The 14915-nt window shown below is 70.3% G+C and carries 13 protein-coding genes; 6 read left to right on the plus strand and 7 right to left on the minus strand.

What is annotated here, in order from left to right; translation table 11 throughout:
• The first annotated feature begins 20 nt into the window (after positions 1-20).
• From ABZT04_RS25110 to ABZT04_RS25120, 3 genes are read left to right on the plus strand one after another with little or no spacing between them, the layout of a single operon-like run.
• On the plus strand, positions 21-1757 hold the full coding sequence (locus ABZT04_RS25110; RefSeq protein WP_356059218.1) for a diacylglycerol kinase family protein: 1737 nt from the start codon (positions 21-23) through the stop codon (positions 1755-1757).
• Positions 1758-2711, plus strand: a complete 954-nt coding sequence (locus ABZT04_RS25115; RefSeq protein ID WP_356059219.1) for a YihY/virulence factor BrkB family protein — start codon at positions 1758-1760, stop codon at positions 2709-2711.
• Between the two features lie 3 nt (positions 2712-2714).
• On the plus strand, positions 2715-3533 hold the full coding sequence (locus ABZT04_RS25120; protein WP_356059220.1) for a phosphatase PAP2 family protein: 819 nt from the start codon (positions 2715-2717) through the stop codon (positions 3531-3533).
• A 181-nt stretch (positions 3534-3714) separates the two neighbouring features.
• On the opposite strand, the gene ABZT04_RS25125 is transcribed toward ABZT04_RS25120, so the two are convergent.
• Complete coding sequence (locus ABZT04_RS25125; protein WP_356059221.1) at positions 3715-4371, minus strand: ScbR family autoregulator-binding transcription factor; 657 nt, start codon at positions 4369-4371, stop codon at positions 3715-3717.
• Between the two features lie 273 nt (positions 4372-4644).
• Between ABZT04_RS25125 and ABZT04_RS25130 the strand changes: the two genes are divergently transcribed.
• Positions 4645-5526: an NAD(P)H-binding protein gene (locus ABZT04_RS25130; RefSeq protein WP_356059222.1), complete on the plus strand. Its 882-nt coding sequence runs from the start codon at positions 4645-4647 to the stop codon at positions 5524-5526.
• Positions 5527-5977: 451 nt separating this feature from the next.
• On the opposite strand, the gene ABZT04_RS25135 is transcribed toward ABZT04_RS25130, so the two are convergent.
• The 6 genes from ABZT04_RS25135 to ABZT04_RS25160 form a co-directional block, all read right to left on the minus strand.
• Positions 5978-6472 carry a peptidylprolyl isomerase gene (locus ABZT04_RS25135; RefSeq protein WP_356059223.1) on the minus strand — a complete coding sequence of 165 codons (495 nt, stop codon included), beginning with the start codon at positions 6470-6472 and terminating at the stop codon, positions 5978-5980.
• A gap of 160 nt (positions 6473-6632) precedes the next feature.
• The gene (locus tag ABZT04_RS25140; RefSeq protein ID WP_356059224.1) at positions 6633-8648 is read right to left on the minus strand and encodes an NB-ARC domain-containing protein; all 2016 of its coding nucleotides are present in this window, start codon (positions 8646-8648) and stop codon (positions 6633-6635) included.
• A gap of 114 nt (positions 8649-8762) precedes the next feature.
• Positions 8763-9422, minus strand: a complete 660-nt coding sequence (locus ABZT04_RS25145; protein WP_356059225.1) for an MSMEG_1061 family FMN-dependent PPOX-type flavoprotein — start codon at positions 9420-9422, stop codon at positions 8763-8765.
• 78 nt (positions 9423-9500) lie between these two features.
• On the minus strand, positions 9501-10835 hold the full coding sequence (dacB, locus tag ABZT04_RS25150; protein ID WP_356059226.1) for a D-alanyl-D-alanine carboxypeptidase/D-alanyl-D-alanine-endopeptidase: 1335 nt from the start codon (positions 10833-10835) through the stop codon (positions 9501-9503).
• Positions 10836-10988: 153 nt separating this feature from the next.
• Positions 10989-11657: an endonuclease gene (locus ABZT04_RS25155; protein WP_356059277.1), complete on the minus strand. Its 669-nt coding sequence runs from the start codon at positions 11655-11657 to the stop codon at positions 10989-10991.
• A 115-nt stretch (positions 11658-11772) separates the two neighbouring features.
• Positions 11773-13308, minus strand: a complete 1536-nt coding sequence (locus ABZT04_RS25160; RefSeq protein ID WP_356059227.1) for a CYTH and CHAD domain-containing protein — start codon at positions 13306-13308, stop codon at positions 11773-11775.
• A gap of 191 nt (positions 13309-13499) precedes the next feature.
• On the opposite strand from ABZT04_RS25160, the gene ABZT04_RS25165 reads away from it, so the two are divergent.
• Entirely contained in the window at positions 13500-14372 is an 873-nt protein-coding gene (locus ABZT04_RS25165; protein ID WP_356059228.1) for a Rieske 2Fe-2S domain-containing protein, read from the plus strand.
• Positions 14373-14412: 40 nt separating this feature from the next.
• Positions 14413-14889, plus strand: a complete 477-nt coding sequence (locus ABZT04_RS25170) for an SRPBCC family protein (protein WP_356059229.1) — start codon at positions 14413-14415, stop codon at positions 14887-14889.
• Positions 14890-14915 lie beyond the last annotated feature (26 nt).

The raw sequence follows: 14915 nt of genomic DNA on the forward strand, positions 1-14915 counted from the left end.
GCCGACCCGTGGGAGCCCCGATGCCGACCGCCGTGCCGGGAAGAGCCGTAGAAGCGACCGGGGACGAAGCCGAGGAGGCCCGGCCCGTCCGTTCGTTCGCGCTGCCTCGCGGTACCGGCACCACCGCGGCGCGCATCGGCGCACTGGCCGTCGGCCAGGCCGCCCTGATCGTGGGCTTCGGACTGCTGATCACCGGCCCGGCCCGGGAGGTGTGGCCGCTGACGGTCGAGGACCACGTCAACGAAGGCCTGGAGCGGATCCGTACGGGCCCGCTCACCACCCTGTCGTACTTCGGTTCGGAGGCGGGCAACACGCTCACGGTGATCGCCGTCACCCTGCTGAGCTGCGTGGCGCTGGTGCTCGTACCCCGGTTGCCGATGTGGCGTCAGGCGGTCTTCCTCGCCGTCGCCGTCTCGCTCCAGGCACTGGTGTTCCTGGTCGTCACCGAGTCGGTGGACCGCACCCGCCCGGACGTGCACCGCCTCGACGCCTCCCCGCCCACGTCCAGTTACACCTCCGGCCACACCGGTGCCGCCACCGCGCTCTACGCGGGACTCGCGGTCCTCGTGCTGTCCCGGGTGCGCAGGCCGTGGCGGTGGCCGCTGGCCGGGCTGTTGTTCCTCCTGCCGCTGGTCGTCGGCGTCTCCCGGCTCTACCGGGGCATGCACCACCCCACCGACGTGATCGGCGGAATCGCCAACGGCGCCCTGTCCCTGCTGATCGTCGGCCGTGCCCTGTTCACCGACGGGTCCGTGGCCGCCCCAACCGGGCGCAGGGGTAAGGCCGTTGACGTCGAGGAACATGAACCCGGCAGTGCCGCCCTGATCTTCAACCCCACGGTCACCGGCGAGGCGGACCGCGAGAAGCTGCGCCGCGTCCTGGAACAACACGGCTACCGCGCACCGGAGTTCATCGAGACCACCGTCGACGATCCCGGTACCGGCCAGGCGGCCGGCGCGGTCCGCGACGGAGCGACACTGGTCGTGGTCTGCGGCGGCGACGGAACCATCAGGGCGGCCGCCGACGCCCTGGCCGGCACGGACGTACCGCTCGTCGTGGTGCCCTGCGGCACCGGCAACCTGCTGGCCCGCAACCTCGGCCTGCCGCTCACCCCCACCGACGCGCTCGACGCCGCGCTGTCCGGCACCCCGCACCGCCTCGACCTCGGACGCATCGAGGGCGACGGCCTCACTCCCACCCACTTCGCCGCGATGTCCGGGGCAGGGCTGGACGCCGCGATGCTGGAACACACCGACGACCGCGCCAAGTCCGCCGTGGGCTGGCTCGCCTACGTCCTCGCCACCTTCGGCACCCTGCGCACGCCCCGCATACGGCTGACGCTCCGTCTCGACGACGGGCCGGTCCTGCACCGTACGGCCCGCATGGTGCTCCTCGCCAACGTCGGCACCGTACAAGGCGGTCTCACACTCGTCCCCGCGGCCCGGCCCGACGACGGACTGCTCGACCTGCTGATCCTCGACCCGCGCGGCCCCGGCGGATGGATGCGTGCCCTGGGCGTCCTGATACGCGGCCGCGGCCGCGACACGCGGCCCACGACCCTGGACACACTCGCCTCCGAAAGCGCCGGGAAGAAGGGCGTGCCGGTGGAGTTCCTCACCTTCCGGCGGGCCGAACTCACCTTCGCCGTACCGCAGTCGCGTGAACTCGACGGCGACCCGGTGTCCCACGGCCGGCGCCTCACCGCGGAGGTCAGGCCCGGCGCGCTCACCGTCATGCTGCCCAACCGGGAGAAGTGAATGGGCACCGCCACCAAGGTCCCCGAGACCCGCGACATGACCGGCGACGACCTCTCGGCCGACGAGGCCCTGACCTCACTGCGCCGCTACGGCCGTTGGCCGCTGCTGCGCGACTCCTTCGTCCGCTTCCGCTACGCCGACGGCTTCAGCCACTCCCGCGCGCTCGCCCTCCAGACGGTGCTGGCGGTGATCCCGCTGGCCATCGCCTTCGTCGGGCTCTCCACCGCGCTGCACACGGAGAACATCGGCAGACTCGCCGAACTCACCATCCACCGGATCGCGGAAGGACCCAGCGCCGACGTCGTCGACGACGCACTGGACCGCAGCCGCCACAGCGCGGGGGACGGCGACCAGCTCGCCCTCTGGTTCGGGCTGCTCTTCTCCCTGGTCAACGTCACCACCGCGATGTGCCAGATCGAACGCGGCGCCAACCGGATCTACGGCAACGAACGAGACCGACCCTTCCGCCAGAAGTACCTGCGCGGGCTCGTGATGTCGCTGAGCGCCGGGATCCCGCTCGGCCTCGGGTTCATCGTGATGGTGGCAGGCGGCGACCTGGCCGCCGCGGCGGTGACGGTGTATCACCTCGACGGCGGCGCCAGGACCCTCTGCGAGATCCTGCGCTGGCCCTTCGGCCTGCTGCTCGCCCTCCTCTCGGCCAGCGCGATCTTCCGCCGTTCCCCACGGCGCAGGCAACCCGGCTACACCTGGCTGGCCTTCGGCGCCGCCGTGTACCTCGTCCTCTGGACCGCCCTGACCTGGCTGCTGAGCCTGTACCTGGGCGTCAGCGGGTCCTTCGACGCGGTCTACGGCCCGCTCAGCGCCTTCATGTCCCTGCTGCTGTGGGCCTACCTGACCTCCATCGCCCTCTTCCTGGGCCTGTCCTTCGCGGCGCAGTTGGAGGCCGTACGGGCACGGCGACCCGGTCCGATCACCGACGACCCGGGAGTGTGAACCATGGTCCGCGCCACGGCCCAACGCGTCCGTGACCTCCGTCGCCGGCAGGCGGCCGACCGGAGATTCGGCATCCACCTGCTCGCCTCGGTCACGGTAGCCGCCTGCGCCGCCATCCCCTTCGGCCTGCTGCTCGTCCTGATCGAAGGCCACTGGCAGCCGCTGCGCCGTCTCGACGCGGGCGCCGCACGGCAGTTGAACGAGACCGCCCTCGAACACCCCGCGTGGACGGACACATTGCGCTTCCTGTCCGACTACGTCTGGGATCCGCTCACCCTGCGGACGATCGTCGCGCTGCTGACCGTGTGGCTGCTGTTCCGCCGGGCCTGGCGACTGGCCGCCTGGTCCGCCGTGACGGCCACGGCCGGTGGACTCATCGGGCTGCTGGTCAAGACGGTGGTCGAGCGGGCCAGGCCCTCTCTGGAGGACCCGGTCGCCCACGCACCGGGGTTCTCCTTCCCCTCGGGACACGCGATGACCGCGACCACCTCCTTCGCGATCCTGCTGCTGGTCCTGCTCCCGATGGTGCCGCGCGCCCTGCGGACCCCGTGCTGGTGCGTCGCGGTCGTGTCCGTACTCGGCGTCGGCTTCACCCGTATCGCACTCGGAGTCCACTGGTTCAGCGACGTCGTGGGCGGCTGGCTCCTGGGCCTCGCCGTCGTCGCCCTCACCACCTGGGCCTTCGAGGCCTGGCGCACGGACGCAGGACGCGGACCCACGGGGTTGACGGAGGGCCTGGAGCCCGAACTCACCGACGCCCACCCCGAACCCGGCCCCTCCTCCGGCCGGAAGCAGGACGACGGGTCCGTACGAGAGGGATGACCAGCCACGCCGCAGCCGTCGGCCGGTTCAGGCGGCGCCGGTGAGTCCGTGGGTGTCGAACCACGCCACGTGCATCTGACTACTCGTGTCGTGTAGCCCGGCGCTCGCAGGCGCACGGCATCGGCGTCAACTCCACAGGCCGGCAACAGGGATGACGAGCAGTCGGCAGCGGCAGCGTGGTTCAGGCCCCTTGCGGGTCGGTCCGCATCTCGGTGTGGACGGTGTGGCCGCGTTCGGTGGTGAGATCGAGAGAGGTGAGGATCGAGGAGTGGACGACGGAGGGGAGTGTGTGGCGAAGCAGGGCGGCGACGGCCTGGGGGAGGTTTTCGTAGGCGGTGGTGGCCTGGGACATCGCCCGGACACCGGCGAGGGCCCCGACGAGGACTTCGGCGGTTTCGCCGGGGTTGACGTGAGGGAGGAGTTCGCCCTGCTTCTGGGCTTTGCCGAGGAGGCCGGTGACGGTGGCGGTACAGCACTGGAAGGGGGCGACGCGGTCGAGGGCGTCCGCGCCCTGATCCAGGGCGAGGCGGGCACCGGCCCGGACCATGGGGTCGGTCTGGAGACGGTAGGCGTGGAGCATGGCGACGTCGACGAGTTCCTGGGTCTTGCAGGGGCGGACCGGGACGGCCAGCCCGCGGTCCTGTCCGGCGAGGACACCCTGAGCGAGCTGTTCCTTCGAACTGAAGTGGAAGTAGAGGGCGCCTTTGGTGACATTGGCCGCGCTGAGGATCTCGCTGATGGTGGCGGCCTGGTAGCCGCGCTCTTCGAAGACGCCGGCCGCTGCGACGAGGATGGCGTGTCGGGTGCGGATCGCCCGGTCCTGCTTGGGTTCTGGCATGCCCCGACCTCTTTCCTCGCGGGTGGGCTGAACGCCCTTAAAAAACCGTCCAGTTCGTATAGTCTACGGCGCTATGTCCGCGTCGAGACCCGGACGTGGCGGGCGCTGAACCGCGTGCCCAGCGAGTGTGCCGCAGGTGGAGCGAGGAACCCAGGTATCGACAAACCACCTGCGCTGTTTGTTATTGAAAGGTTTCGGCGCGCAGGGAGCGAGCGAATCCATAAATTACCGGTATAAAAGCGAAACGGTGATTGAGGTGTGGAGGAGGACCCGATGATCCTGGTGACGGGCGCCACCGGGACGGTAGGACGAGAAGTGGTCCGCGGCCTCCCCGAGGGCCTGCGCGTACGGGCCATGACCAGGAACCCGGCGAAGGCCGCAGGGATGTTCCCAGGGACGCAGCCGGTTGCCGGGGATTTCACGGACGCGCAATCACTGGCCCGGGCACTGGAAGGAGTGCACGCGGCATTCCTCCTGACGACCCGCGCAGATGTCGAGGACGACGCCCGTTTCCTGTCGGCGGCTCACACGGCCGGAGTGCGGCGGGTGGTGAAACTCTCCGCGGCGGCCGTCCTCGACACCCGGGCCGACGACCTCATCACCAGGTGGCAGCGCGCCAACGAGGAACAGCTACGCGCCTCCGGCATGCGATGGACCCTGCTGCGCCCGCGCGCCTTCATGTCCAACTCCCTTTCCTGGGCCGCCTCCGTCCGTTCCGAGCGCACCGTCCGCGCGCTGTACGGGATGTCGCCCAACGCCTGTGTCGACCCCCGCGACATCGCCGAAGCCGCCGTACGCGCCCTGACCGAGGACGGCCACGCCGGACACGCCTACACACTGACCGGACCGCAGGCCCTCACCGCCGTCGACCAGACCCACGAGCTCGCCCGACTGCTCGGGACCCCCTTGCGCTTCGAAGAACTGACCCCGGACGAGACCCGGGCCGCGCTGAACGACCGATACCCGCCCCAGGTCGTCGAGGCGCTGCTGGCGAGCGCGGAACGCCAGAGGGCCGGGGCCAAGGCCTACGTCGAGGACACGGTACGCAAGCTGACGGGTCGCCCGGCCCGCACTTTCGGACAGTGGGCCCAGGACCACATCGGAGCTTTCACGCCGGCGCCGGACGAGGCCGGGACGCGACGGGGGACGGCATAACCCCCTTGCCCGGAAGCGGCGTTGGGCCTGACCGCTCCCTCCGCCGAAGGCCCGGTGACCACACACAGTCGCCCCCGCCTTCTCCGGCTTTCCCGTGCTTCTGGTCCCAGCGCTCTGCTTGCGGTGTGCGGCGGCACGCAGCCTTGCTCGTCGGCCTGGAGTGGGACGCCGCGATGATCCGCGGCCGGGGGAGGCTCGCCGTGACGGTGTCGTTCAGTTCCATCCCGCTGCCGTTCGGCTTCGGCAGGCTCCTGGCGCTCCTGATGGACGACTACGGCTCCAGGTCGACCTGTCAGGGCTGGACGCGGGCGCGCTGGGCACGCTGGGGCTCATCCTGCTGGTGGCAGTCGGGGGCAAATTCACGTCGGGCACGGTCGCCTGAGAGGGCCCGAGACGGCCGGGCCCGGCCCTTCCAGGGGAGGACCGGGCCTGGTCTGTTAGGGGGTCTGGCTCAGGCCTCGACGACGCCGGAAGCGGCGATCTCGATCTTGGCCTTCGTGGCGCCCGACTGCGAGCCCAGGGACTCGATCTTGTCGATGACCTCCTGGCCCTCGACGGCCTCGCCGAAGACGACGTGCTTGCCGTCGAGCCACGGGGTGACGACGGTCGTGATGAAGAACTGCGAGCCATTGGTGTTGCGCCCGGCGTTCGCCATCGACAGCAGGTAGGGGCGGTCGTGCTTCAGGTCGAAGTTCTCGTCCGCGAACTTCTCACCGTAGATGCTCTTGCCACCGGTGCCGTTGTGGTTCGTGAAGTCGCCGCCCTGCAGCATGAACTGCGGGATGACGCGGTGGAAACCGGAACCCGCGTAGCCGAAGCCGTTCTGTCCCGTGGCCAGCTCGCGGAAGTTCCGGGCGGTCTTGGGGACGACCTCGTCGAAGAGGTTGAAGACGATGCGGCCTGCGGGGGCGCCGTCGATGGTGATGTCGAAGTAGACGTTGCTCATAATCAATTCTGTCGCTTTCAGTGTGTTGCACACCGCCCGACGAGGCCGTGTGCCGAACGCCAGGACCGATACTCCGAAGAGCCCCGGCCCGGATTCCGGACTACGGAACTCTATCCGCCGACTGGCTCTCTCACCTTCCGGGGCGAACCGACGCGGCCCGTCAGGACGGGGACGGCCCGTGCATCACGAGGGCAAGACTCTGCTCGGCGTCGTTGTTCAGCGCGTTGTGGAAGGCCTTCTCGTAGGCGTCGTCCCCGATCGACTTGCGGGCCTGCAGCTCCCACTGGTCGCGGACCTCGGAGAGTTCGGGTGTGCCGTGATGGGGATGGCCGAGCATGCGCCAGAAGGTGTTCCCGGTGCCGGAGGTGCGGGCGGCCGCGATGCCGTTGCCCTGGATCGCGTTGGCTCCGGTGAGGAGGTCGAGGGCGAGGGCGATTCCGAGGTTGTCGTTGAGGTTGTGCTTGCTGGTGAGCATGGCCCGGGCATGGCGTTCGGCGTCGCGGGCGCGGCCCTGGACGAGGTCTATGAAGGCGAGCTGGTGGAACGCGTAGGACCGCGCCCAGTGCTCGCCGTAGCGGACGCTGAGGCGGTGCAGGGCGGTGGCCGCTTCGTAGGCCTCGGCCAGTCGGCCCAGCGCGGAGTGGGCGAAGATCCGGATCACCATGCAGCACAGTTGCGGGGCGCCCGCCGGGGGCGAGGTGCCGTGGGCGATCAGGGCGTGGTCGCACACGTCGTACGCGGCCTGGGGCCGGCCGGCCATGAGGTGGGTGAGGCCGAGGGTGTGGGCGGCGAAGAGCGCGGAGGGCGCGGTTCCGTCCTGGTGCGCCGCGGCGGCGCATTCCTCGCCGACGCGCAGGGCGGTCCGGTGGTCGCCCTGGAGGGTGAGCGTGATGCCCAGGGCCCACAGCGCACGGGTGCGGGAGGGACCCGGTTCGGTGCGGAGGGCCAGGACGCGTTCGAGGTAGTCGCGGGACTCGTGGAGGTGCCCGCAACAAGGCCAGAACAGGCCGGTGCGGCCGGCCGCCTCCACGGCGATGTCGGGCTCCGTCTCGATGAGGTGGTCGAGGGCCGCGCGCACGTCGCTGTGGCTCGCCGAGATCCGTCTGTACCAGGCGACCTGCCGATGGCTGAGCCAGCCGGCTTCGGACTCGGCCAGTACGTCGGCGAAGTGGGCGGCATGGAGCTGGGCGAGGGTGCCCTTCTCACCGAGTTCCGCGAGCCACATGGCTCCGTACTCGCACAGGGTGTCGAGCATCCGGTAGCGGGTGCCCACCGGCTGGAGGACGGACTGGTCGACGAGCCGTTCGAGAAGCCGGGGGACGGCGTCGCTGTCGAGCGGACCGCCCGCGCAGACGGACTGTGCGTCGGCGGCGTCGAAGGGGCCGCGGAAGACGGAGAGCCTGGCCCACAGCAGTCGTTCGAGCGGGGAGCACAGTTCGTGGCTCCAGCCGATCGCCGTGCGCAGGGCCCGGTGGCGCCTGGGCCGCGCCGTCGCGTCGACGAGAGTGTCGAGCCGTGAAACGAGGCGCTCGGCGATCTCCGTGAGGCTGCTCTCCCGCAGGCGGGCGCAGGCGAGTTCGACGGCGAGCGGGATGCCCTCCAGGCGGCGGCAGATGGCGAGGACGGTTTCGGCGGAGCCGGGGGAGTCGAGCGCCAACCCGGGGGCGGCCGTGGCACAGCGATCGTGGAACAGGCGCACCGCGTCGCCGCCGTCGTCGTCCAGGGAGAGCGGAGCCACCTCGATCCGGTGCTCACCCCGCACGCCGAGGGGCTGTCTGCTGGTGGCCAGGACGGTCAACTGCGGTGCTGAGGCGAGGAGTTCACTCACCAGGAGAAGACAGGATGACAGCACCCGTTCGCAGCAGTCGAAGACGAGCAGCACCTGGCGGCCGGTCAGCCACTCGCACAACGCCTCGACCGGGGCGCGCGGGTTGTGGTCCAGGAGATCGACCGCGTCGCAGACCGTGGCGGTGAGCAACCGGTCGTCGTAGAGGTGGGAGAGATCGACCCACCAGACCCCGTCCGCGTACTGGCCCCGTACCTGCTCGGCGGTGTGGAGTGCCAGGCGGCTCTTGCCCACACCCCCGCCGCCGGTGAGAGTGACCGACCGATGCTGGGCCAATGCTGCTTCGACTGCGTCGACTTCGCTTTCGCGGCCGACGAAGCTGGTCGTCACGACAGGGAGATTGCCTACCACGGCCCTATCCTGCACGGCCCGGCGCGGGGCCGGACCCACTCGCGGGAAACGGTCACAAGTGATCGACCTGGGCCACCGTTCGATCGGGGCCTACTACTCGTACCGGTACTTCAGCGCGTCCGCCTCCGCCTGCTCGATGTCGGCGATCGTCAGCTCCGGCATCCGCAGTTGGGCCAGCGTCACCTCGGCCGAGGCCGGCTGGGCGTCCGCTGGCAGCCACTGCTCCGGCTTCCAAGCCCCGCTGCGCAACAGCGACTTGGGGCAGTGCGGATAGACCTCCTCGATCCCCACCACCAGCGCACTGGCCGGCGGCTTGCCCACCGCGGTCAACTGGGACAGCAACTCGGGGCGGGTGGAGACGCAGGCCCGGCCGTTCACCCTGAGCGTCGTGGTGCGCCCCGGGATGACGAACAGCAGCCCGGCCCGTCCGGTGGCGATGACGTTCTGCAGGGTGTCCAGACGCTTGTTGCCGGTCGCGTCCGGTATCGCCACCGTCCGTGCGTCCAGGACGGCGACAAACCCGGCGGGACCGCCGCGCGGCGACACGTCACAGTTGCCCTCGGTATCCGCGCTGGCGACCAGGACCAGCGACGAACATCCGATCAACCGCCGTGTCTGCTCGGTGAGTTCGGTCATCTGCTTCCGTCGGGCCGCCTCGCCCGGGAGTTCGTAGACCTGGCGCAACTCCTCCTGGTCGGACACGGCGTCGAGGCTGAGCGAGTCGAAGGCATTGCCGGCAAGGGATGTCGTCATGAGGGCGACCCTAGCGGGCGCAAGCAGCCGGACCTCCGGGCCGGGGCAGGCGGGCCCCGGCCCGGAGGCCGAACTCGGTTACGCCCAGCAGCCGTTGACCGTGGCGGCGAGGCCGTCGAGGGCGTCCTTGGTCGCGGCCGGGTCGGCGGTGGAGTTGTTCTCGATGAAGGAGAAGATCTTCCAGGCCCCGTCCTCGGCCTTGGTCAGTCCGCTGAGCGCGATCGCGCCGGTGAGCGTGCCCGTCTTTGCGCTGACCTTTCCCACGGCGCACTGGGAGTCCGCGGTGTCGAACCGGCCCCACTCAGGCCCCAGCGTCGAGCCCGCCTCGCCCGCGACGGGCAGTCCGTCCACGATGTACTTCAGGGTCGGGCCGTTGGCCGGGTCGTCCGCCAGGTCGAGGATGTCGGCGATGGTCTGCGCCGGGATCCGGTTGGAGCGGGACAGCCCGCTGCCGTCGTGGATCTCGAAGTTGGCCAGGGACACGCCGTACTGGGTGAGCACCTGGCGTACGACCGCCACGCCGTCCTCGAAGGTGGCCGCACGGCCGGCGGCGAGCGCGGTCTGCCGGAGCAGTGTCTCGGCGATATCGTTGTCACTCACCTTGAGCATGTGCTCCACGACGGTCGACAGCGCGGCGGACTGGTGCTCGGCCACGGGGACGGTTCCTGTACCGGCGGTGCCGCGGGTGACGCTCCCGGGGACGGTGACACCCTGCGCGGTGAGGAGCCTCGCGAAGGTCTGGCCGGCGTCCAGGGAGGTGTCCGTGACGTGGTGGCCGTCGACCACCAACGCCCGTACCGGGGCGACGGAGTCGGGGTAGTAGCCGTCGTTCCAGCCGGTGGCGAGGGTGGGCGCCGGGAAGAGGCTGTCGTCGACCTTCACCTTCACCGAGGTCAGGCCCGCGTTCTTCAGACCCGCGACGACGGTCTCGGCCATCGCCTCCAGGTCGGCGGAGGTCAGGGTGCGGTCGCCCCCTCCGACGAGGGTGACGGTGCCGTCGCCGTAGACGGCCTTCGTGGTGAAGCGGTGGTCGGGGCCGAGGATCGTCAGCGCGGCGGTCGAGGTGGCCAGCTTCGTGTTGGACGCGGGCATCAACGCGGTGGTCGCGTCATGGCCCCAGACGACCTTGTCGGACGCGGCGTCGATGACGACTCCGCTGAGCGTGCTGCCCAAACGGGTGTCCTGGACACGGGTGTTGAGGTTGTCCGCGATCTTCTGCTCGGCGGGATCGAGCGTGGCGGCGGCGGTCTTGGGGGTGGTCGTACCGGCGGCGAAGGCCGACGTACCGAACAGGATCGTCCCGGCGACGGGGGTGGTGACGGCGATGACGGCGGCACGCCGCAGGACCGGAGTCATTGTTCTGCTCTTGCGGTGGCGTCCGCCGGAGCGGTCGGCGGACGGTGAGTCGAGCATGGGGCCTCTCTGCAGGGTGTGAGGGGTGGCTGACTGGGGAGAACACCGAAGATCCAAGGAATCTTGGAAGGAAGGTAACAGCACCAACTGCCGTTACCCATGGGTACGTTGTGTTCTTCCGCTTCTGGTCAGCCAGCCGGCCACCCCGTCCCGCTATGAGGCCTTCGCCTGCGACAGGATGTCCTCGGCGAGCCGCTTCTCCAGCGCCACGTGGACCAACCCGTCGGTGAATCGGGCCAGTTCGTCCTCGGCAACCAGGCTCGCGAGCCGGTCGGGCGAGGTGGGGAGGCCGAGGCGCTCGGCGCCCTGCAGTGCCTTGCCGTCGACGTACGGCGCGAACTCCGGCCAGACCGTCTGTACGCCGCGCAGGAAGATGTCGACGCCCGTGGGCCCCAGGCCGGGAAACTTCCGCAGTGCCTGCTTCGGGTCGTCCTCCTCGCGGAGTTTCCGGAGGTCACCGCTGTACTGCTCGATGAGCAGTTCCGCGCCGTCGCCCAGCATGGTGGCGGTGCTTTCGTCGTAGCGCCGGTAACCGCCCTCGCCGAGTGCGTCCACGCGCTGTTGCCAGGTCGCCTTCGCCATGGCCCGTGGGGTGGTCATGCCTGCTTCGAACAGGGCGCGTCCGGCGGCCACCGCGATGTCCGCCCGGATCCGGGCGGACAGGAGCACGGCGAGGACGAGCGCCTGGTAGAGCGGGGCGGGCGTGTTCCGGAGCCTGATACCCGCCTGTGCCAGATACGTGGATTCCTGTCGGTCGAGGAGCGCCCTGACGACCGCCTTCTGTGTGCGGCCGGGGGTCCTCTTCGGGGTCGTGGTGCTCATGACGCCTCGCAGGTCGACGGAACGGGAACGGCCCTTGTGCACAGTGACGAGTTGCACGGCGTCGACGATCGAAAACCCCGGTGCGGGAGGATTTCGGGATGAGATGGGCCGTCGGTCAGTGCGCGAGCGCCTTGCGCATCCCGGACTTCGATGCCTCGGCCCACACCGTCGGCAGCTCCCGCTCGCGCTGCTCGGCGAGGGCCCGCTCCTGGCCGTACAGCAGCCCCCACGTGAAACCGGCTTCTCCCGCCGTCTGCGCGGCCACGGCCAGTTGGTGCAGGGTGTCCCGGGCGACGACACTGTCCTGGTGCTCGCCGAGCACCTTCTGCACGGCCTTGACGCGTTTGCCGAACCGCTTGGCCGGCTTGCCGAGCGCGGAGCGCGCCGGTTCGGTCGCGTACCTCGTCCGCTTGGCCGCCTTGCGGGCCCGGTGGAGGGCCGTGTCGCGCTCCGTGCCCGGCGGGATCTCCATCGCGTGGGTCACACGGGCGGCGAGTCGCTCGTACTCCTTGAGGATCGCCTTCGTCATCACCTTCTCCGGAGCCCGCTCCGCCTTGCGCCGCAGCGGGGGCCGCTGGACGAGCGTGGCCACGGAGTCGAGGAGCGCCAGGTAACGGGGCGAGCGCAGGGCGTCGAGGGTGCGCTGTCGGGCCTCCGCGGTGCGGGCGACGTCCCACACCCGCAGGCGGGCCTCCACCGGTCCGAGCACCAGCTCCGTGGGCGAGGTCCTGATGTGGGAGCCGAGCCGTTCGCGGAGGACCTCCTGATCGCGTTCCGCCCCCAGCTCGGCGCCGAGCCACTTCAGCTCCGCGCGGACCGGATCGGTGACCTCACGCGCGAGCACCGGCCGGTAGGAACGCAGGATGCTGCGCAGCCGACGGCAGGTGACCCGCATTTGGTGCACGGCGTCCGGTAGATCACGGCGTACCGAAGGGTCGAGTTCGACGAGCGTGCTCACCTGCTCGTCGACGTACCGGAGTAGCTCCTCGCCCGCCGTGCCGGTTTCGCCGGCCTTCGCGTCCGTTTCCGGCTGGGGCTGTGTTCCCGCCCCGGTCTCCTCCAAGGCGCGGGCCAGCTTGGACCGATGGTCCGCACGGGAGATGCTGTGGGCACGGAGTGTCTTCTCCAGCGTGTCGAGCAGCGCGGGGTCGGAGTCCTCGGCGAGCTCGATCTCCATCTCGGTCCACGAGGCCGAGGTGTCCCCGGTGGGCAGGGGATCGGCGCGGACCGTGTCGACGCTCAGCTCCGCGAGGACGTCGCCCTCGTGGCCGACGAGGTGCCGGGTGCGGCGGGTGGAGCGGACCCGGACGACGGGTCGGACGTCGGCTCCCCGGGTGCGGGAGAGGACCAGCTCGCGCAGAGTGTCCGGAAGCGTGTCGGATAGCGGTTCCTCCACCTCCTCCCGGCTGTCCCCGGACAGCGGCAGTTTCAGGTGCCAGCCGGCGTCGGCCCCGCCAGTCCTGCGGCGGAGCGTCGCCGACGCCCGGGCGATGCGCAGGTCGTCCGTGTCGTAGTACACGGCGTCGAGTTCGTCGGTGCCCTGGTCCAGGACCGATTCGACACCGCCCACGCCGGTGAGATCCGGCAGCCACGAGCCGTCGCGGGCCGACGGCGCCTCGTACTTTCGTTCTGTTTCTCGCTTCTGTGCCATAAGAGTCGCGTGCACGTCTGGACACGGCTCAAACATCGTCTGTCCGCCTGTACGACCGACACCTCGCGGAGCCGCGTTTGGAAGCTGAGGCGCCTGGCTACCCGGCGGGCATGAACGCGCCGACAACACCACCTTTCTCCCAGTTCCGGGAGGCAGACCCATCCGTACGGGGGCCCGAAGAAGGGGGTCGCGTGGCCGGCTGGCTCGCCGCGGGCGTGCGGGCCCTCGACAGGTTGGGGGAGTGGGACCGGATCGACCCACTGGCCGACCGCGTTCGGGACACCGTCCGCGCGCTGCCCCTGGGCCGGGCCCGTGATGTGCTGCACGGCCGCCATCTCGGACACCCCCTTCACCCGCTGCTGGTCCAACTGCCCACCGGCGCCTGGGTGTCCGCCGCGATCCTGGACGCGTTGCCGGGCTGTCAGCGCCAGAGCCGCCTCCTGGTCGGCGCTGGTGTTCTGACGGCGTTGCCGGCCGCGGCGGCGGGCTGGGTGGACTGGGCCGAGCAGCATGAGCAGCAGATGCGCACCGGTCTCGTCCATGCGACGGGCAACGTGCTGGCCGTCGGCCTGTACGCCGGGTCCTGGCGTGCGCGAGGCGCCGGCAGGACCGGCTGGGGACGCGTGCTCGCCTATACGGGCCTGGCCGTGGCGGGAACCGCCGGGGCGATCGGCGGACACCTGGCCTACCGGCAGGGTGCGGGAGCCAACAAGACCGAACCGGTTCCGCACCTGGTGGCTCCCGGCTGGCACGCGCTGGGCTCCGCCGCGGAACTGCCCGTGGGCAAACCCGTACGGCGACAACTGGGTGAGGTGCCGCTGCTGGTGTACCGGCACCCCGACGGCCATGTCGACGTGCTGGCCGACCGGTGCAGCCATCTCTCGGGCCCGCTTTCGGAGGGCGACGTCGAGGACGGCTGCGTCGAGTGCCCCTGGCACGGCAGCGTCTTCCGCCTCTCGGACGGCTGGAACGTCGCCGGACCGGCCACGGCACCCCAGCCCTCCTTCGCCTCACGCATCACTGCGGACGGAACCCTGGAGGTATGTCTGCCGGGGGCGGGCTGAGGGTACCCGGTGCGGCACAACCACTGACAAGGAGGAACAGATGAGCACAGTGAAGGAAGCGGTGGACGTCGAGGTGCCCGTCCACACCGCCTACAACCAGTGGACGCAGTTCGAGGAGTTCCCCCACTTCATGGAGGGCGTCGAGGAGGTACGACAGCTCGACGAGCGGCACAACCACTGGACCACCAAGATCGGTGGAGTGCGGCGCGAGTTCGACACCGAGATCGTCGACCAGTTCCCGGACGACCGCATCACCTGGCGCGTCGTCGACGGCGAGACCCAGCAGCAGGGCTCGGTGCGTTTCGAGCCGCTGGACGACACCCACACCCGGGTGGAACTCACGATGGACGTCGAGCCCACCGGCGTGGCCGAGAAGGGCGCGGACATGCTGGGCGTCATCGACCGTCGGGTGAAGGGCGACCTGCGCCGCTTCAAGGACTACATCGAGCAGCGTGGCGGCGAGACCGGAGCCTGGCGGGGCCGTATCCGCCCCGGAGGCCCTGACTCGGTGCTGTGACGGCCTCGGCCCACTGACGGCAGGAG

It is taken from the genome of Streptomyces sp. NPDC005492 (assembly GCF_040605995.1).
Lineage (GTDB): Bacteria > Actinomycetota > Actinomycetes > Streptomycetales > Streptomycetaceae > Streptomyces.